The sequence below is a fragment of the Paenibacillus brasilensis genome (assembly GCF_009363115.1).
Classification (GTDB): Bacteria; Bacillota; Bacilli; order Paenibacillales; family Paenibacillaceae; genus Paenibacillus; species Paenibacillus brasilensis.
The window spans coordinates 335,731-354,701 of record NZ_CP045298.1; the positions used below are offsets into that span (position 1 = coordinate 335,731).

Below are 18,971 nucleotides of genomic sequence, written 5' to 3' on the forward strand. Positions count from 1 at the left end.
CACGTAACGGAGAAGATCCGTTTTCGATGCTTAGGCTCGTTTTTATACGCTGCCTGTTCTTGTATTATGGGACAGGGGGCTTGTAATTATTCCCCAATATGAACGCTGATCGTTTTACCGTTCACTTCCACACGCTCTGCTGGCTCTGCCTGACCGAATGTCACGGTAGTAACCAATACGTTTTCACGCAGTACAGAATCGAAGCTTTCGATTGCTTGACGCAGCTCGTCATCTACATCCAGCGTCAGTGCCACGTATTTTTCAATCGGCAGATCCAGCTTTTTACGATAATCCTGCACCGCGCGGACCACTTCACGTACCCAGCCTTCCTGCTCCAGCTCAGGCGTAATGTCCGTGTTCAACGCGACCGTTAATCCATAACCGGAAGCAGATGCAAAGCCTTCTTTCGCTTTTTTCTCCACCAGCAATTCCTCGGCCGTAACTTGTAGCTCTTCTCCCTCTGGAGAAATCACGTTCAACACTCCTTGCTCTACTACCGAACGAGTATCCTCGGCAGACATGCCTTTGAAAAAGTTTTGCAGGAAGCCGACATTTTTGCCGTATTTCTTACCCGCTACCTTCAAATTCAGCTTTAGTGTAAAATCTACAAAACCGCTATCGTCCGTCTCAACATGAATATGCTTCACATTGATCTCATCTTTGATGATTTCCTCGTAGCCACTCAGTTCAAAATCCTGATCCATCGACAAAATCAACTCGGACAACGGCTGACGCGTTTTTAAACCCGTTTCGTTGCGGACGTTGCGCGCCAATTCTACTACTCGACGTGCCGTTTCCATATCGCGCTCCAATTCCAGATCAATCAAGGATTCATTGGCAGTTGGATAATCATCCAGATGAACACTTTCCCCATTGCTCAGATTGAGATAAATATCCTCTGCGAGCAGCGGTGTGAACGGTGCAAGCAGCTTGGCTGTCGTCAACAGCACTTCAGTCAATGTGCGATACGCAGCGAGCTTATCCTCTGTAAGGCCGTTGCCCCAGAATCGATCGCGTGAACGACGGATATACCAGTTGCTCAGCTCATCTACGAACGATTCTATCGCTTTGGAAGAATTCAGGAAATCATTTACAGACAAAGCTTTGTCCACTACCAAAATCAGGCTGTTCAGACGGGACAAAATCCAGCGATCCAGCTTATGAGCCGACGGCTTGAACGGATGCTGTGCCGGATCAAAGCCGTCGATATCTGCATACAAGGTCAAGAAAGCATGTGTATTGACAAGCGTATCTACCAGCTTCGATTTGGCTTCGCCTACGATGCCTTTGGAAAAACGCTTGCTATTCCATGGTGCACTATCGGACAGCAATGCCCAACGGAAAGCATCTGTACCGTACTCGTCAATCACTTCCCATGGATCAATCACATTGCCCTTGGATTTGGACATTTTTTGACCCTGCTCATCCAGTACGTGACCTGTTGCCATCACTGCCTTGTAAGGAGCTTTGCCAGTCAGCATGGTCGAAACCGCGAGCAGGCTGTAGAACCAGCCACGAGTTTGGTCAATCCCTTCACAGATCATATCTGCCGGGAATTGCTGTTGGAACGTTTCATTATTTTCAAATGGATAATGATGCTGTGCAAACGGCATGGAGCCGCTATCGAACCATACGTCGATCACTTCCGGCGTACGAGTCATTTCATACTTGCCGCATTTACTACGCACCTTAATATCATCTACATATGGCTTGTGCAGCTCAATATCCGATGGTACGTCGCCAATCGCACGTTCCCGCAACTCGGCAATACTATGCGGTGCGAACTGTTCTCCAGTCTCCTCACACATCCAGATATTCAGCGGTGTACCCCAATAGCGGTCGCGGCTGATGTTCCAATCCACCAGCTCCTCCAAAAACTTGCCGAAGCGTCCTTCGCGTACATGGCCCGGATACCATTCGACTTCGCTGTTGTTGACAATCAATTGATCCTTAATCGCGGTTGTTTTGATAAACCAGCTGTCCATAGCGTAATACAACAGCGGAGTATCACAACGCCAGCAGAACGGATAGCTATGCTCGTATTTTTCCTTGCTGTACAGCAAGCCTTTCTCAGACAGCATCTTAACAATATCCACATCACAGTCCTTCACAAAACGGCCTGCAAAGTCAGTAATTTCCTTTACATAGTTACCTTGGAGATCCACCACATTGATGAATCCAACGCCATTTTCACGGCATACACGATAATCATCCTCACCATGAGCCGGAGCCATATGAACGATACCTGTACCGCTGGAGTCTGTTACAAATTTTGCTCCCAAAATTTGATTACCTTTCTCAACCTGGAAATACGTAAATGGCGGGGTATAAGTCTGGCCAACCAGTTCTGAACCGGACAGCGTGCCAAGCACTTCATGATCGCCTTTAATTACGTCCTCAACCAGATTTTTAGCAACGATATATACGCCGTCTTCCTGCTTCACACGTGCATATTCCAGCTCAGGGTTAACGGCAAGCGCTGCGTGGCTCGGCAAGGTCCAAGGTGTTGTCGTCCAGGCCAGTACATATTCACCACTACTATGCAGCTTGAATTTGGCCGTTGCGCTCAAATCCTTAACATCTTTATAGCCCTGTGCCACTTCATGAGAACTCAGTGTGGTCTGGCAATCCGGGCAATACGGACTCACACGATGACCACGATACAGCAGTCCTTTTTCATGAATGGTCGCCAAAATGTTCCATACACTCTCGATATAGTTGTTATCCAGCGTAATATACGGATGATCAAGGTCTGTCCAGTATCCGATTGCTTCGGTCAGATCACGCCATTGCTGCTCGTACTCAAACACGCTTGCTTTACATTTTTTAATGAACTTCTCAACGCCGTATTCTTCAATTTCAGGCTTGTGGGAGATACCCAGTTGTTTTTGCACACCTAATTCGACTGGCAGGCCATGCGTATCCCAACCCGCTTTGCGTACAACGCGATATCCCTTCATTGTCTGATAGCGGCCGACGAAATCCTTAATTACACGCCCCAGTACGTGACCGATATGCGGTTTACCATTGGCAGTTGGTGGACCTTCATAAAATACAAAATTTGGTTTTCCCTCACGATTTGTGATGGATTTACGGAAGGTGTTCTCTTCTTTCCATTTGTGCAGGATGCGCAGGTCGCGGGACCGTGCTTTTTCTTTAACATCCACTCTGTTCATAATGTCATTCTCCTTCTCTGCTCATCATTTTGATTGCTGTAGCGTTTCCCAAAAAAGCAACAAAAAAAGCCCCATCCCTGTAAAGGGACGAGGCTGTGCTCGCGTTACCACCCTGATTCCATAAACAGACCCTTCTACAAAAAAAGGTATTGTTACGGCTCTCTGAGCCCTACTCAACTACAGCAGGGCGCCATTATAACGTATGGCAAACGGTAATTGCTTACACACGCCGTAAAAATCAAGCGCTTCAGCTTACTTCTCCGGGAGGATCTTCGGTCATGTTCTGAACGTTGGCTTGCACCAAGAGGCCAACTCTCTGAGGAACAAATCATGACGTACTCGTTCCCATCAACGAATTATACATGTTCAATTCATCGGGGTATTGTATCAGCAGCATCACCGCTGACTTGAATAATAACCCTTAGCCGATGCACGATTAGTGGTTATATTCAGTATAGTATTTACAGTTATAGCCTGTTTGCAGATAAAAGTCAACCCTGACGAAGCCTATTAAACGCTGTCAGAAAAGACAATTAGTAAATCTCCTTCATTTCACGCTCGCGCTCCAGCACTTCACGTTCCCGGTTTTCAAGCGCTTCCCAGCCGTCCTGACTTAACAGATCAAGCTGCGCCTCCACCAGTGTACGAAAACGTGCCCGGTAAATCGAAGCCTGCTTCTTCAGCTCTTCAACCTCCAAAGCAATTTTGCGGGATTTGGCCAATGCTTCGTTTACAATGCGATCCGCATTTTTTTCCGCTTCCTTTACGATCAGCTGGGATTCCTTCTTGGCGTTGTTACGAACTTCATCCGCCGCTTCCTGCGCCACGATAATCGTCTTACCCAGCGTATCTTCAATCGTCGCGAAATGGTCAAGCTTCTCCTGTACGTTCAGCAACTCAGTGCTCAATTCTTTATTTTCACGAATAACCGCTTCATAATCCTTGATCACCTGATCCAAAAATTCATTGACCTGATCCTCATCATAACCACGAAGCCGGCGGGCAAATTCCTTATTATGTATATCCAATGGCGTTAATGGCATGCCGTCCACCTCCTATAAGATTGACAAAAAACACATGTTCCGCGTCACGACGCTCACTATCATCTATCGGTCATCATACCCCGATTTGTGAATACTGTACAGAGCAAAATCGTTCCAGTTCTATGCTTTAGCTTAATTCTTTCGACACAAAGCTCGTGAATCCTGCCTCAAGCTATACAAACTTACCGATTTTGACACGGAACCTTCCTTTTTTTGTCATACCGTCTGTTTCGAGCACTTTGAAACGCCCAAATCCTTGCATGGAAATAACATCTCCCGCTTTAAGTGAAGTGGATGGATTCTCCTCCACCTTCCAATTGACTCGGCACCGTCCGGCCCGGATTGGAGTTAGAATTTTGCTCCGGCTCAGCTTGTACACGTCACTGGCAATTCCATCCAGACGCAAGGAAGCCACCGTCAAATCCAACGACTCCAATGCAGCTTCCTTTGTTCGCAGGCTTCCTGGAGGCAGCAGTTCTGTCCATACATGAACACGATGAACCTGCTGCAGGTGCAGCGTAATGAAATCACTGATTTCTGAAGCTACTAATACATGGCATCCATCGTCCAATACGTGAATATCACCGATTTTTCCACGCTTGATTCCAAGTCCTAATATGGCCCCCAAATAATCACTGTGCTCCAGCGTACCTATTTTATGATCATCGGAGTTGATGGAAAGAACACGTATCCCCATATCCTCATCGTCTACATACGAATAATCGGGCGCAATCAGCGCCCGCTTTCGTTCCGAAGCCTCGTAGCCGCCATCTACCCTAATCGTGACCTTATCTTCCTTCGAAGAAAGTGTCTCCAATATGTACAGTTGGCGCGGATCCAAAAAATCAGTCAGCTTCTGCTCATGATAAGCTCCCGCATGACTGATCCATTCGGAAGCGCGATCCACATAATCCCGTTCATCCGGGTGAAAATGCTCATAAATCTCGGTTCGCATGAGTCCTCCTAGACGAAATTGCTAATTAAAGAAATCAAACCATACGACGCAAAACGCAGAGCAATCAGCGCCACGATGGGTGAAATATCAATCATCCCGATTGACGGGATGAACCTGCGAAAAGGAGACAAATAAGGCTCCACAAACTTGGCAAGTAAATCACCAATCACACTCTCTCTGGCATTAGGAAGCCATGACATCAGGACATAAGCAATGATCATGTACGAATAAATCTGAAATAGCCAACCGATTACCTCGATCAAAAAAAACTCACCTCATTCTGTTAAATTCTTGTTCCGTGTCAGCTAGTATTTCCGTAATGGAGCCTTGTATTTCAACCGTATCCGGAGTACACAGAAAAATATTGTTACCAACTTTGGAAATGCCACCGCTTAACGCATACACGGTGCCGCTCAAAAAATCAATAATACGCAGCGCCTGATCCTTGCGAATTCGTTGCAGATTGACTACGACGGTGCGATGGGAACGAATATGGTCGGCAATTTCCTGTGCTTCATCGTAAGATCGCGGCTCATACAGGACAACTTTCACATTTTTCTGTGAATGGATGCTGACAATATTATTGCCCTTCTGGGTCTTACGTTTATCAAAGCTTGGGGTTTCAATTTCTTGCTCTTCCGGCGTATTCATAACCTCTCGCTCAATAACTTCCTCTTCTTCCTGAAGCCCCAGAAAATTCATAAACTTATTCATCACGCCCAATGGAAATCCTCCTCTCTTCCAACCAGTACGGAACCAAGCCGCAGCCAGGTCGCCCCTTCCTCCACCGCTACCTCAAAATCGTTGGACATCCCCATGGACAAGTGAACGATAGGCTCTCGGGTCAAGGCTTGTCCATTTAATGAATCACGCAATTCACGCAGTCCCCGAAATACAAGTCGAGTTTTTTCCGGGTCTTCCTCATGAGGAGCCATCGTCATCAAGCCGATGACGTCCACATGCTCCAACTCACGAATTTGTTCCAGGAAAGGAGCAACCGCCTCAGGAGACAAGCCGTATTTTGAAATTTCTCCAGAGATATTCACTTGCACGAAGGCTTTGACTCTCACTCCAAGAGCGATGGCCTTCTTTTCCAACTCCTGAGCCAGCGATAAACGGTCCAGCGAATGTATAAACTCAAATTTCCCAATCACATCTTTAACCTTATTGGTTTGCAGATGACCAATAAAATGCCACGTCCCCCGGTCACCCAACCTGCTCCATTTATCCGCAGCATCCTGCCAGCGATTTTCGCCTACATGCTCCAATCCGCTGTCCAATACCGATTCCATTGTTACAGCCGAAATATATTTCGTGACAGCGATCACATTCACTTCATCACGTGAACGTCCACTACGAGCACAAGCTGCTTCTATACGGGCGTTTACTTCTTTGATTCGTTCCTCCAAAGACACGGGAGGACTCACCTCTCTTCCAGACCAATCCAGCTCGCCATTCTCCCTGTAACGCCGCCTTCCTTGCGATATGAAAAAAACAAATCGCTACGACTGCTCGTACATAAGGTAGTACATTCGATATGGCTCGGCAATATTCCTGCTTTCATCATAATGTGTCGATTGCATTGTTTCAAGTCAAGCAGTGTTTTACCACCCATTAACGGGATATAGACGGAGCCTTCCCAATCATCATTACCCGGGCAATCATGCTCTAAAACCCGAATTTGGCTCATGACATGCTCATCCACCTCGTATGATTCAGAGCCAATGGAAGGGCCGATGGCTGCAAGCAAATCAGAAGGATGTGATCCAAATTCGTTCTGCATGGCTAGCACCATTTTCAGGGCAATCTCTGCTACCGTTCCCTTCCAGCCCGCATGGGCCAGCCCAATCACACGCCGCACCGGATCACAAAAGTATAGCGGTACACAGTCCGCATAAAAAGATGTGAGCAAAATACCCGGTACATCTGTTAATAGTCCGTCTGTATCCTGAAAAGCAGATGCACGATCCCTAAAGCCGCGTCCGCGGTCAGCAGCCTTGACGACAGCAACATGATTGCCATGCACCTGCTCACCACATGTCCATGCTTCAGCGGCAAAACCAAGCCGCTCTGTAATAAGCTGTCGGTTGCGGATCACTTTCTCCGGTTCATCTCCTACATGAAACGCACAATTCAGACTCTCGTACGGCGCTTTGCTAACACCGCCATGACGTCCAGTAAACCCCGCTGTCAAGCCCTGAACCTTCCGTTTCCAGGATTCAATATATAACAACTCCGGCACGGGACGAGCGCCATCTTCCTTTGACGCAGCACCCGTTGCCATGGTATTCACTACAAACGGTTCCATTTGTCTCACCTCTACTGCCCAGTGTACCAAAAAGCCGCCGTCATGTCTTCACAAGCAGCTAAAATACATAGACCTGCTGCTCAGAAGCCCCGGCGGTCACTCCGCTCCTGACGTTCGATATACAGCTTTTCCTCCCCTGTACCCAGCTCATCCAGCCCCTCCAGTCGTACAAGCACAACATCCGAGCCGATTTTGACAATATTTCGCCATGGGATGACCAATTCACTTCCCCCTCCAAACCAGCCCATAAACCGGCTGTTGCCCGGAACCACAATGGCTTCAATTTTTCCCAGCCGTACTTCAATCTCCAAATCACTGATTTGTCCCAGTCGTCGCCCATCTACAATGTTAATGACATCCTTTGTTTGAAACTCGGAAATTTTCATTGCTCTTACCGACGTTTCCGGCGTACTCACGCGCATCACATCCTTTACTTCACTATATGAGCGGGAGAACCCAAAAAATGTCCTGTAAACGCAAAAACGATCCACATAGGATCGTTTTTATCGGAGTCGTTCAAACCATTCATATCGTTAGGATTTTACGTGCTTTTGCATTTGCTGTATAGCCGATTTCTCTAATCTTGAAACCTGGGCTTGAGAGATACCGATTTCGTCGGCAACCTCCATTTGCGTCTTTCCTTCATAAAAACGCATGGACAATATCATCTTTTCACGCTGGCCCAGGCGATGCATCGCTTCCCGTAGAGCGATCTCCTCAATCCATGAGACGTCTTTGTTTCTGTCATCACTGATCTGATCCATCACATAGATTGGGTCGCCCCCGTCGTGATATATCGGCTCGAACAGCGAAACCGGATCCTGAATCGCATCCAATGCGAACACAACGTCTTCTTTGGGAACATTCAACGCCTCAGAAATTTCAAAAATCGTCGGTTCCCGCGAGTTTAGATTTGTCAGACTGTCCCGCACCTGGAGCGCCTTATATGCAATATCCCGTAACGAACGCGATACACGAATCGGATTGTTATCCCGCAAGTAACGGCGTATCTCTCCGATAATCATCGGAACCGCATAAGTGGAGAACTTCACATTTTGTGACAGGTCAAAATTATCAATCGCCTTCATCAGGCCGATGCAGCCTACCTGGAACAAATCATCCACAAACTCTCCCCGATTGTTAAACCGCTGAATTACACTCAGGACGAGCCGGAGATTGCCATTGACCAATTTTTCTCTGGCTGATCGTTCATTATTTTGCTGAAGTGATGTGAACAGCTCACGCATTTCTGCATTGGCTAATACCGGCAGTTTGGCGGTATCCACACCGCAAATTTCCACTTTGTTTCGGGTCATCGTGTCTTACCTCCCAAGGAGCAACATTAATGTACATTATCTCCTGAGGGCGTTTTTTTATTCGCCGTTTCCATCGCTTCCGGATATCCCCAAACGTTATACCATTTTGTTGAATTCTTTTCGTAAGCGCTTTATAATTCGTTTTTCCAGACGTGAAATATACGATTGCGAGATACCCAGCAGGTCAGCAACATCCTTCTGTGTCTTCTCTTCTCCGTCCTGCAAGCCGAAGCGCAGCTCCATAATTAAACGCTCTCGATCTGTCAGCTTATCCAACGCCTTATGCAGCAATTTACGGTCTACCTGCTCCTCAATATTGCGGTAAATGGTATCATTTTCCGTACCCATCACGTCGGAAAGCAGTAATTCATTACCATCCCAATCAATATTCAGGGGTTCATCAAAAGAAACTTCTGTTCTCGTTTTGCTATTGCGACGCAAATACATCAAAATTTCATTTTCAATGCATCTTGAAGCGTAGGTGGCAAGCTTGATTTTCTTTTCGGGATCAAAAGTGTTCACTGCCTTGATCAGTCCTATGGCACCGATGGATACGAGATCCTCAATGTTGATCCCCGTATTTTCAAACTTACGAGCAATATACACGACTAAACGCAAATTCCGTTCAATTAGCATGGATCGTACAGCTGCATCTCCAGAAGAAAGCTTTCCGAGCAAATACTCTTCCTCATCTCTCGTCAACGGTGGGGGGAGCGCCTCGCTGCCGCCAATGTAATAAATTTCTTCACTTTTTAGGCCAAATAAAAATAAAATACGATAATATTGCAATTGCAAAGCTAGCCTGATTTTCATTTTTAATTTCACATGTTCCCGCATACCATGCTCCCCCTTTTGAATTTTAAAATGGTGCCAAATCTCATTTCGTCTCCTTCAAGCCTCATTCTGTACCCTCGTTTCACGCTCCTGAGCCTGTAATGGCTCACTAAGACACGCATCCCCCTTCTGGTTCATATCAGTACAGCCTTCTTCGTGTGACGTCACATCCGGGTGAATAATCGCACGGTATTTGCCCTCTGCCGACAAGGTCCCGCCATCTAAGCCAATCAGTACTCGATCCTGTACAAAACGAGTCCCATTCATGAACACTTCCACCCGATCCGGTTTGAGTGCAAGCATAAAGGAATGGCTGCGGTTGATCCCTCGATAGGGAACAAGGCGGATACGATCCTGCCAGCTGAACGATTCGTCCCCCAGCTCCATTACCAATTGGTCAACATTCCCCTCGGAGCATTTTTGGAGCCAGGAGGAGGGCAAATACCCTTCCCACAAGGCGGACTCCATCACCATAACCGGGATTCGGGTCAAGGGATCATGCAGTTGGTTGCCAGTATCCAGCAAGCCTGTACACTCAATATGATCCTGCCCGATCCACACCTGCACTTCTCCTAAAAACCCACTCATCCTTTCTGTACGCTGCTTTGAGGATTGCACAATACGAAAGAAAAGCATCACTCCGACAAATGTGCATAAGATAAACCAGAATGCAATTTTCAACTCAAAGGACATTCCACCCGAAGTGGTGTACCAAATGCCATTAAACATTTCCCCCGTACTTTGAAGAAAATAATGCACCCCCAAGATTCCGCCTGCAGCTACAAAATTGATCATGTAAAAAGAACCCATTGTCCGAAGAACCTTTTGCATGCTGCCAAATCCAAAAGCCACTAGCAGCATCATGACCGATAATGCCAATTTGATCAGAAACGTAAATAAAAAGGACAGCTCCGGCACAAACATCATGACCACGTACATTGCACCGATCACAGCCGAAAGAATCAGCCGCCACCACACTGGACGGATTTTTCTCATCCAGGCGGTGACCATCAGCAATACAGCATCAATGAACAAATTGGTCAAAAAAATCAAGTCGATATAAACAACCAAGGATTCACCCGCCCAGCGTTTGCAGGATAGGCTTAAGTATAGTAGCCATGCTGTTCAAAGTCTGTCTAACGATGGGGACGGTGATCGACTAATTTTGTCGGAAAGAGGAGAAGCTCCGAAAGCGTGCTTAAAGAAAACACAAAGAAGCCCACATCTCCAAGGAGAATGCGGGCTCTCTGATTTCAAACTAGTTATCGTTATTATTATTGCGTGAACGGTTACGTAAGAATGTCGGAATATCCAATTGGTCACTGCTTTGAGTATTACCAAATGGACGCAAGTTAGGAGAGGCTTTTTCCGTCGATTCGGAAGTTGCCGGGTTAGCTGCCGGTCTACGTCCCGGTGCTGGTTGGCTTGGCTTACCTTCAAAGCCAGTTGCAATAACGGTAACCTTAATCTCTTCCTTCAACTCTTCGTCAATGATAGCACCGAAAATCATGTTAACCTCCGGATCGGAAGCCGACGTTACAATTTCTGCTGCCTCATTGACCTCGTACAGAGACAAATTAGCACCGCCAGTAATGTTCATAATTACACCGCGAGCACCTTCAATGGATGTCTCCAACAATGGACTCATGATAGCCTTGCGTGCTGCTTCAGCCGCACGATTTTCACCAGTCGCTTCACCGATTCCCATCAAAGCAGAGCCACGCTCTGTCATGATCGTTTTTACGTCAGCAAAGTCAAGGTTGATCAAACCTGGTACAGCGATCAGATCCGAAATACCTTGTACCGCCTGGCGCAGAACATTATCCGCTTCACGGAACGCTTCCAGCATCGGGGTCTTCTTGTCCACAATTTCAAGCAGGCGATCATTCGGGATTACAATCAAGGTGTCTACCTTTTCTTTTAATCCCTCAATGCCAAGCTCAGCTTGATTGGAGCGCTTACGACCTTCAAATGTGAATGGTCGTGTTACCACGCCCACTGTCAACGCACCGCATTCCTTGGCAATCTCAGCAATGACAGGAGCCGCTCCAGTCCCTGTACCGCCGCCCATACCCGCCGTAACGAATACCATATCGGCACCTTTGAGCGTATTCATAATGAGCTCACGCGATTCCTCAGCCGCTTTTTTTCCTACATCCGGGTTAGCACCAGCACCCAAGCCGCGAGTCAGCTTATCACCAATCTGAAGCTTATGCTCGGACTTCGCTAAGTGAAGTGCTTGTGCATCTGTATTGACAGTAATGAACTCCACACCTTGAACACCATTTTCGATCATCCGGTTAACCGCATTGCTGCCGCCGCCGCCGACGCCGATCACTTTAATTTGAGCCAAGCTCTCCATTTCAAAATCAAATTCCAACATACTATTCCATCTCCCCCTCAATGTGCATGGATGGCCCGTCCATGATTGGCATATTTAGCAATGAACGTTATATAAATTCACTGAACATATTTTTCAAGCGTTCAATCAACCCCTGCTTTTGCTCGCCTTCCACAGTGGGACTGCTGCTTTTGGTTCGGTTGGTCGGCTTCTTGGTACTTCCGCCACTGTTGCTAACGCTTGTCGATCTTCCGCGATAGTAACGAATGGCATTATGCAAGATGCCAACTCCGCTCGTGTAGCCCGGATCCCTTACACCGATAAAATCAGGTACGGCGATCCTTACGGAAGCGGCCAGTTCGCTTTGTGCCACCTGAAGTACACCAGGCATGGAGACGGTACCTCCGGTAAGTATATAACCCCCCGGAAGCTCTGTGTAACCCAAGCGCTTAACTTCCGCCTGAATGAGTTGGAAAATTTCCTGCACTCTAGGCTCAATAATAGCAGCCAAATCCTGCTGATTAAACTCTTTATCCACATTACTGCCGATACGGGTTACTTTAAAGACGACATCGGCTGCCGCATCATCATACCATGCGCAGCCGTATTTGAGCTTTACTTTTTCGGCTTGATCGGTAAGGGTCCTCAGTCCGTAGGCAATATCATTGGTTACAAACTCTCCGCCAATTGGAAGTGTTGATGTGGCAACAATTGATCCTTCCTGGAAAATAGCAACATTCGTAGAACCTGCACCAATATCCACCAATACCGAGCCCATCACCTTTTCATCCTTTGAAAGAGACAATTGTCCAGCTCCGAGTGGCAGCAGCACCAGATCTTTGATTCTCAAGCCGGCTTTCTCCACGCAGCGCAACAGGTTATGTATCGGGGTCTTTCCTCCAGTAACAATCGTAGCCTCTACTTCGAGACGAACTCCGATCATACCGCGAGGATCCTGAATTCCTTCAAGGCCATCCACGACATACTGCTTGGCTACCACGTCAATGATTTCTCTCTCCGGTGGTACGGCAATAACTTCAGCTGCTTTCAGTACACGCTCAATGTCCTCCTCACCGATTTCCCGGTCCTCGTTGGACACGGCTACTACGCCATGACTATTTTGCAGACCAATATGGTTGCCTGAAATCCCCACATACACTTCTGTTATTTGAATACCAACCATGCGCTCTGCGTGATCCACGGCGTTACGGATTGATTGCACGGTTTGATCAATGTCTACAATTGCACCTTTGCGAATCCCTTCCGAGTCGGCAGATCCAACTCCAATAATATTAAAGGTTCCATTATTCATTTCCCCAATAATAGCCCGAACTTTGGATGTACCGATGTCCAAACTAACAATGATGTCATTGTTGCTCAAGTCTCTGGCACCTCCTGACTCCAAAATGAATTTCGATCTTTGAACATACTCTGTACATATTCAACATACTCCATGCTTTCCCTCTTTTTTCTACAAATTTTTTAGAAGCCAATTTATGGTTGCAGTCACATAAAAATTTGAAGAAAAAAGAAGGAGGCAGGTCTATTACCCATAAAATTAATTCTAGCATTTTTTCACATCACTGAGTAGTATCTTTTTCTTGGCCGTCTTCACTGGTATCCGGTTTGAACGGAACATAGGAATCCGCCTCCAGCATTGTAATCAAACCGGGTGCTTCTGTTTCTAGCACCTGATTCAAATAGCTGATTTTAGAACTCAGCAGCGAAACGGTTGTAATCACCTCAAACTGGGAGCGTGTATACATTTTTATACGATCCGGAAAAGAAGGTATCGGAGCAGGAATGATTTCCGAAATATCGGCTGTCCACTCTCCAGGAATGCGTGATAAAGCATCACACAGCTTGGTTTTATACGGATCATTCGATTTCCATTTGGTCAAAATAGGCTTCTCAACAGCTATTCCGCTGCTGCCCACGCCTACGCTTGACCCGTTCGCCAGAATAGCTCGCAGGCTGCCGTCACTCTGCAGCTCGTAGGCGACCGTAGCAAACTCTTTAATGTGAACAGAAATGACACCCGGAAACTGCTTGTCCACTGTAACTTGCTGAATCGACTGAATTTCCCGCAGCTTTTCAGAAATGTCAGATGAACTAACTCCAAAATATTGATCTCCGACAGCCAGACCGCTTCGATTTAGAAGCTGCTCTCGGGTCGAAAAAACATTACCGTCAAAACGAATTTCAGAAACCCGACTTAACGAAGAACGGAAAAAGAGAACAGCGAGCAGCACAATAAACAATAAAATGAGAAGAACGGCAATTTTTCGGCTTGTTCTTTTTTTCGTTCTGTTCTTTTTGAGAACAGGTATTTGAGCATTTGGCATAGCTTCTCTCCACAAAAGCCTTCTGGTCCCCCCGCTAACGGAGGGACATTACAGGCATTAATTTACGAAATCCAGCTGCTCCGGTACCGGAGACTGGCGGCTCATTCGGGCACCCAGCCCCTGGAAAAGACGTTCGATCCGGTCATACCCTCTGTCAATGTGATGAACCTGCTCGACAATGGTACTTCCCTGTGCAGCCAGCCCCGCAATAACCAGCGCAGCCCCTGCCCGCAGATCGGTAGCCTCTACCGTAGCCCCGTACAGACGAGAAACTCCTCTTATAAAGGCAGCATTCGCATCGACTGTAATATCGGCTCCCATCACATTTAATTCATCCACATGCTTGAATCTGCTTTCGAAGACGGTCTCTTTCATGACACTGAAACCGTCAGCCAATGAAAGTAGAACCATCACTTGAGACTGTAAATCAGTTGGAAAAGATGGGTAAGGTGACGTAACAATCCTCTCCACCGCTTTGGGACGGCTCATGCAACTTACGGTCATTATATCATTCAGAATGCCGATTTGAACACCAGCCCGCCTAAGGACATGAATCAGCGCAGATAAGTGGGAGGGATTACAGTGTGTCAGTGATACACTTCCACGTGTAGCGGCAGCTGCGATCATGACCGTTCCTGCCACAATACGATCAGGAATGACCTCATACGTACACGGATTCAGGCTACTGCCCCCTGTAATTGTAATCGTGTCTGTTCCTGCACCGATAATATGGGCCCCCATGGCATTCAGGAAGTTTTGAAGATCCTGAATCTCCGGCTCCCTCGCTGCGTTGGTAATCGTTGTTCGTCCTTCAGCCAACACGGCAGCCATCATAATATTTTCCGTTGCCCCTACGCTCGGAAAATCCATATGGATGTCCGAGCCGATCAGCTTGCGGGCACGGAACGTTATTTGCTCGTCTTTTTCCTCGATCTCTGCTCCAAGAGCCTTTAAGCCCTCCAGGTGAAGATCAATTTTACGCTCGCCTATGGCGCAGCCTCCGGGCTGATAAATAGAAACTTCACCATATCTGGCGAGCAGGGGTCCCATGAGAAAGATAGATGAACGCATTTGCTTCATCAAATCCTCCGGAATTTGGAACGATCGGACGGACGACGTATCCACATATACCGTTTCCTCTTCATGTCGGCATATACAGCCGAGTCTTTCAAGAATGTGCAGCATGACCTTAATGTCTAATAGATGGGGCACATTCCGAATTTCCACCTTACCTTGCGCAAGCAAGCTTGCTGCAAGAATAGGCAGTGCCGCATTTTTTGCTCCATGGATACGTATGGTGCCTGACAGGGGACGGCCTCCCTCAATCACCAATTTGTCCAATGTATCACCTCCGAGTTTACCGCTCACCCACTACGAAAACCTCCGGAACTAGCTTGATGCCGGTTTGAGATGATATTGTACTTTGAATATGCTTCATTAGGGTAAGCACGTCCTCTGCTGTCGCTTGACCGGTATTTACAATAAAATTGGCATGCTGTACAGATACTTCAGCGCCTCCCGCCTTCAAGCCCTTCAGACCTGCGCTTTCAATAAGCCGGGCAGCATAGTCACCTGGCGGATTACGAAACACGCTTCCTGCACAAGCTAGCTGTAACGGCTGGGTCAGCCTACGGCGGTCTTTAAAAGCCGCAAGCGCCGCTGAAATTTCCTCGCGGTCGCCCCGCTTCATCTTAAATACTGCCTCTGTCACCATTCCACGCTGCTCATGCAGCACAGAGTGGCGATAGCTGAAACGCATATCCTCGGCATCGTACACAACCAATTTCCCTGTATCCAGCACAATCTCAGCGGACTGGAATATTTGTGACACATCAGACCCATGGGCACCGGCGTTCATGTAGACAGCCCCACCGACTGATCCCGGGATGCCTCCCGCAAATTCAAGGCCGGACAGCCCCTGCTTACTAGCCATAACACACAGTTTGACCAGTGACACGCCTCCGCCAGCAATGATTCGCTCATCCTCAAAATGGACATAATCAAATCCTGGCCCCAGTTTGATCACAAGCCCCCGTATTCCTTTGTCGGAAACGAGCATGTTAGAGCCCCGTCCCAACTGCATCCACGGGATTCCGTGCTCACTAGCCAGCCGTAAAACGCTCGCCAGCTGCTCCTTGGTATCCGGGATGACAAGAGCATCCGCAGGGCCTCCAATCTTCCATGTCGTATATTTGGACAGCGGCTCATGCTCCAGCACTTTTCCGATATCATGCTCCGCTAATAATGGCATCCATTGCTGCATTGTACTGAAACCTCCTTGTTGCTTGCCCCCGCATAGTTATGAGGCTCTCACCTGACAACCGGCAACCTGAGTGATGGTCACAATCTATAGGGTATCCTATGTCAATACCGTCCAGTGTGTGACAACCGCCCAAACTGCGCTGCGGACTACCTTTTACGGGCAAGGCGCTCCATTTCTTTTACTAAAATATCTGCCGAGTCAGGCTTGCCAAGTGCAGACGCCGACTCTGACATCCGGTTACGCAATGCGTCATCCTCCATAATTCTCGCAATGGAGTGAAACAGAGAAGAACCGCTCAAATCCTTTTCCACGATCATTACCGAAGCGCCTGCCTTTTCAAGCGTACGGGCATTGGCCTCCTGATGATTATTGGTCACATTAGGTGATGGAATCAAAATGGACGGAATACCCAAGGATGTAATCTCGGCCAAAAAAGACGCACCTGCGCGATTAACGATTAAAGAGGTACAAGCCAGCACCTCCGGCATATTATGAATATAGGGGAGCACGTGAAGATGGTTGGGCAATGAGCCAATCTGATTCCTTATGCTGTCCAACGTCTGTTCATAATAAGATTCACCAGTCACATATACAAAATGGACGTCTTTCAGTTGCGAAAGTTGCGGGGCCATGGCAATCATAGCGTCATTGATTGCTTTCGCTCCCCTGCTGCCACCTACCACAAGTACAACCGAGCTGTTCATGGGAACCCCAATGGTAGCAAAGCCACGCTCCCGGTTAGCCAAACGAACTGTCGTAGCGCGTGGATTCCCGGTATACAATACATTTTTAGCTTTGGGGAAAGCACCTTCGGAGCCTTCAAAGCTAACAGCCACCGTATCCACATAGCGGCTCAGAAATGCATTGGTCAGACCCGGAATCGCATTTTGCTCATGAATCATGCTGGGTATGCCTAATTTGGAAGCTGCATAGACGACAGGGCCGCATACATATCCCCCAGTGCCTATGACGATATCTGGCTTAAATTTTTTTAATAACGCTTTGGATCTTCGAACCCCTTGGAAAAAACGCATAATCGTTTTTATATTTTCCAAGGACAAGCTGCGACGAAATCCTGTGATATCAATAGCCTCAAATGGAATTTTCTCCTGAGGAACCAGCTTGCTTTCGAGTCCTCGCTGACCGCCAATGTATAAAAATTCAGCGTCCGGATCAATCTCTTCGCACTGTCTGGCTACGGCCAGTGCCGGATAAATATGCCCTCCGGTACCGCCGCCGCTCAACACGACGCGCATAAACGTTCACCTCGCATAACGTGATAAATTCAGTAAAATGCCCAACGCAGTTAGCATCAACGTCAGAGAAGAACCTCCATAGCTGATTAAGGGCAGTGTTATTCCTGTCACCGGCATCAAGCCGATGACAACACCAATGTTAATGACAACCTGTACGGCAACCATTCCGACAATGCCTACCGCAAGCAGGCTGCCATAGGTGTCCGGTATGGTAATAGCGACGCGCATACCTCTCCACACAAGTACCAGAAAGAGTCCCAGCACCGTCATTCCACCGATAAAACCAAGCTCCTCCGCCAAAATAGAAAAGATAAAATCCGTCTGCGGCTCAGGAACATAACTGTATTTCTGCCGACTCATACCAAGCCCTAGGCCCGCCAGCCCACCTGGTCCAATGGCATATAGCGATTGAATAATTTGATAGCCTGCACCAAGCGGATCAGACCAAGGGTCCAGAAAAGCCGTAATTCGCTGGAGTCGATAAGGTGCAGCTGCGATCAGTGCAGCAAAACCTGCTGCCCCCGACAAGGCCAGCAGGCCAAGATGCTTCATGCGTGCACCTGCTGTAAATACGATCAGCATGGACGCCCCCATCATTACTGTACCTGTCCCCAAATCGGGCTGCAGCATAATCAGGCCGAAGGCCAGACCCATGAGTCCAAGCGGGGGCAATAGGCCGCGAGTAAAAGAGCTAATGTCATAATCCGCACGACTAAGCCATTGTGAAAGATAAAGGATCATACCCAGCTTCATAAACTCGGAAGGCTGAATGCCGAAAGAGCTGATACCCAGCCAGCTTCGAGCTCCGCCTCTAACTACGCCAATGCCGGGAATTAATACAGCAATCAGCAACGCGAGACAGATTAACAGCACGACCTTGGCATATTTCTGCCAGATTCGATAGTCCGTTCGGGCAGTAAAATACATCGCTACAAGACCAAGCCCCGCAAAAAGCAATTGCCGTTTTACAAAATAGTAGGAGTCCCCGTACTCGTGAAAAGCGAGGACGGCGCCCGCGCTGTATACCATAACCATGCCGATGGCTAACAAGCTTACAATACAGACAAAAAGCCATATATCCGGCGCCGGACGAGATTGCTTCATCAGGAGGCCACCCCTTGCATAATAGTAGGG

Annotated in this window: 18 protein-coding genes and 1 other annotated feature; all 18 genes read right to left on the bottom strand. The window is 47.6% G+C overall.

Going from position 1 to position 18,971, the window contains the following annotated elements; genetic code table 11:
- Positions 1 to 86 precede the first annotated feature (86 nt).
- Positions 87 to 3,176 carry an isoleucine--tRNA ligase gene (gene ileS / locus GCU48_RS01475; RefSeq protein WP_152378804.1) on the bottom strand — a complete coding sequence of 1,030 codons (3,090 nt, stop codon included), beginning with the start codon at positions 3,174 to 3,176 and terminating at the stop codon, positions 87 to 89.
- A gap of 80 nt (positions 3,177 to 3,256) precedes the next feature.
- Positions 3,257 to 3,537 (bottom strand) — a binding site (T-box leader).
- A 172-nt stretch (positions 3,538 to 3,709) separates the two neighbouring features.
- Positions 3,710 to 4,219, bottom strand: a complete 510-nt coding sequence (locus tag GCU48_RS01480; RefSeq protein ID WP_025715624.1) for a DivIVA domain-containing protein — start codon at positions 4,217 to 4,219, stop codon at positions 3,710 to 3,712.
- Positions 4,220 to 4,391: 172 nt separating this feature from the next.
- Positions 4,392 to 5,174: a YlmH family RNA-binding protein gene (locus tag GCU48_RS01485; RefSeq protein WP_152378805.1), complete on the bottom strand. Its 783-nt coding sequence runs from the start codon at positions 5,172 to 5,174 to the stop codon at positions 4,392 to 4,394.
- An 8-nt stretch (positions 5,175 to 5,182) separates the two neighbouring features.
- On the bottom strand, positions 5,183 to 5,437 hold the full coding sequence (locus GCU48_RS01490; protein ID WP_025715626.1) for a YggT family protein: 255 nt from the start codon (positions 5,435 to 5,437) through the stop codon (positions 5,183 to 5,185).
- Between the two features lie 7 nt (positions 5,438 to 5,444).
- Positions 5,445 to 5,897 carry a cell division protein SepF gene (locus GCU48_RS01495; protein WP_152378806.1) on the bottom strand — a complete coding sequence of 151 codons (453 nt, stop codon included), beginning with the start codon at positions 5,895 to 5,897 and terminating at the stop codon, positions 5,445 to 5,447.
- The gene (locus tag GCU48_RS01500; RefSeq protein WP_152378807.1) at positions 5,888 to 6,589 is read right to left on the bottom strand and encodes a YggS family pyridoxal phosphate-dependent enzyme; all 702 of its coding nucleotides are present in this window, start codon (positions 6,587 to 6,589) and stop codon (positions 5,888 to 5,890) included. Before GCU48_RS01500 ends, GCU48_RS01495 begins: the two co-directional genes overlap by 10 nt.
- Positions 6,590 to 6,597: 8 nt before the next feature.
- Positions 6,598 to 7,482: a peptidoglycan editing factor PgeF gene (gene pgeF / locus GCU48_RS01505; protein ID WP_152378808.1), complete on the bottom strand. Its 885-nt coding sequence runs from the start codon at positions 7,480 to 7,482 to the stop codon at positions 6,598 to 6,600.
- Between the two features lie 80 nt (positions 7,483 to 7,562).
- Positions 7,563 to 7,904, bottom strand: a complete 342-nt coding sequence (locus tag GCU48_RS01510) for a YlmC/YmxH family sporulation protein (protein ID WP_208812000.1) — start codon at positions 7,902 to 7,904, stop codon at positions 7,563 to 7,565.
- A gap of 111 nt (positions 7,905 to 8,015) precedes the next feature.
- A complete protein-coding gene (sigG, locus tag GCU48_RS01515; protein WP_025715631.1) occupies positions 8,016 to 8,798 on the bottom strand; it encodes an RNA polymerase sporulation sigma factor SigG in 783 nt (260 codons plus the stop codon).
- 96 nt (positions 8,799 to 8,894) lie between these two features.
- The gene (gene sigE, locus GCU48_RS01520) at positions 8,895 to 9,635 is read right to left on the bottom strand and encodes an RNA polymerase sporulation sigma factor SigE (RefSeq protein WP_025715632.1); all 741 of its coding nucleotides are present in this window, start codon (positions 9,633 to 9,635) and stop codon (positions 8,895 to 8,897) included.
- Positions 9,636 to 9,689: 54 nt separating this feature from the next.
- Positions 9,690 to 10,703: a sigma-E processing peptidase SpoIIGA gene (gene spoIIGA, locus GCU48_RS01525; RefSeq protein WP_152378810.1), complete on the bottom strand. Its 1,014-nt coding sequence runs from the start codon at positions 10,701 to 10,703 to the stop codon at positions 9,690 to 9,692.
- Positions 10,704 to 10,890: 187 nt separating this feature from the next.
- Positions 10,891 to 12,015 carry a cell division protein FtsZ gene (gene ftsZ, locus GCU48_RS01530; RefSeq protein ID WP_025715634.1) on the bottom strand — a complete coding sequence of 375 codons (1,125 nt, stop codon included), beginning with the start codon at positions 12,013 to 12,015 and terminating at the stop codon, positions 10,891 to 10,893.
- A gap of 67 nt (positions 12,016 to 12,082) precedes the next feature.
- Positions 12,083 to 13,354 (bottom strand): cell division protein FtsA, encoded by a 1,272-nt coding sequence (gene ftsA, locus GCU48_RS01535; protein ID WP_152378811.1) that lies wholly within the window; start codon positions 13,352 to 13,354, stop codon positions 12,083 to 12,085.
- Between the two features lie 199 nt (positions 13,355 to 13,553).
- Positions 13,554 to 14,318, bottom strand: coding sequence for a cell division protein FtsQ/DivIB (locus GCU48_RS01540; RefSeq protein WP_152378812.1), 765 nt, complete (start codon positions 14,316 to 14,318; stop codon positions 13,554 to 13,556).
- Between the two features lie 57 nt (positions 14,319 to 14,375).
- Positions 14,376 to 15,686: a UDP-N-acetylglucosamine 1-carboxyvinyltransferase gene (gene murA / locus GCU48_RS01545; RefSeq protein ID WP_208811933.1), complete on the bottom strand. Its 1,311-nt coding sequence runs from the start codon at positions 15,684 to 15,686 to the stop codon at positions 14,376 to 14,378.
- On the bottom strand, positions 15,676 to 16,581 hold the full coding sequence (gene murB / locus GCU48_RS01550; protein ID WP_152378814.1) for a UDP-N-acetylmuramate dehydrogenase: 906 nt from the start codon (positions 16,579 to 16,581) through the stop codon (positions 15,676 to 15,678). The genes murA and murB overlap by 11 nt, the downstream gene beginning before the upstream one ends.
- A gap of 146 nt (positions 16,582 to 16,727) precedes the next feature.
- Positions 16,728 to 17,837 carry an undecaprenyldiphospho-muramoylpentapeptide beta-N-acetylglucosaminyltransferase gene (gene murG, locus GCU48_RS01555; RefSeq protein ID WP_152378815.1) on the bottom strand — a complete coding sequence of 370 codons (1,110 nt, stop codon included), beginning with the start codon at positions 17,835 to 17,837 and terminating at the stop codon, positions 16,728 to 16,730.
- Between the two features lie 6 nt (positions 17,838 to 17,843).
- Positions 17,844 to 18,941 carry a stage V sporulation protein E gene (gene spoVE, locus GCU48_RS01560; protein ID WP_025719176.1) on the bottom strand — a complete coding sequence of 366 codons (1,098 nt, stop codon included), beginning with the start codon at positions 18,939 to 18,941 and terminating at the stop codon, positions 17,844 to 17,846.
- Positions 18,942 to 18,971: the final 30 nt, after the last annotated feature.

Coding starts and splice junctions, on each gene's coding strand:
- GCU48_RS01540 (WP_152378812.1), bottom strand. CDS start 14,318: ATGCCAAATGCTCAAATACCTGTTCTCAAAAAGAACAGAACGAAAAAA.
- sigG (WP_025715631.1), bottom strand. CDS start 8,798: ATGACCCGAAACAAAGTGGAAATTTGCGGTGTGGATACCGCCAAACTG.
- ftsZ (WP_025715634.1), bottom strand. CDS start 12,015: ATGTTGGAATTTGATTTTGAAATGGAGAGCTTGGCTCAAATTAAAGTG.
- ileS (WP_152378804.1), bottom strand. CDS start 3,176: ATGAACAGAGTGGATGTTAAAGAAAAAGCACGGTCCCGCGACCTGCGC.
- murB (WP_152378814.1), bottom strand. CDS start 16,581: ATGCAGCAATGGATGCCATTATTAGCGGAGCATGATATCGGAAAAGTG.
- GCU48_RS01510 (WP_208812000.1), bottom strand. CDS start 7,904: ATGCGCGTGAGTACGCCGGAAACGTCGGTAAGAGCAATGAAAATTTCC.
- spoVE (WP_025719176.1), bottom strand. CDS start 18,941: ATGAAGCAATCTCGTCCGGCGCCGGATATATGGCTTTTTGTCTGTATT.
- GCU48_RS01480 (WP_025715624.1), bottom strand. CDS start 4,219: ATGCCATTAACGCCATTGGATATACATAATAAGGAATTTGCCCGCCGG.
- GCU48_RS01485 (WP_152378805.1), bottom strand. CDS start 5,174: ATGCGAACCGAGATTTATGAGCATTTTCACCCGGATGAACGGGATTAT.
- pgeF (WP_152378808.1), bottom strand. CDS start 7,482: ATGGAACCGTTTGTAGTGAATACCATGGCAACGGGTGCTGCGTCAAAG.
- murG (WP_152378815.1), bottom strand. CDS start 17,837: ATGCGCGTCGTGTTGAGCGGCGGCGGTACCGGAGGGCATATTTATCCG.
- sigE (WP_025715632.1), bottom strand. CDS start 9,635: ATGCGGGAACATGTGAAATTAAAAATGAAAATCAGGCTAGCTTTGCAA.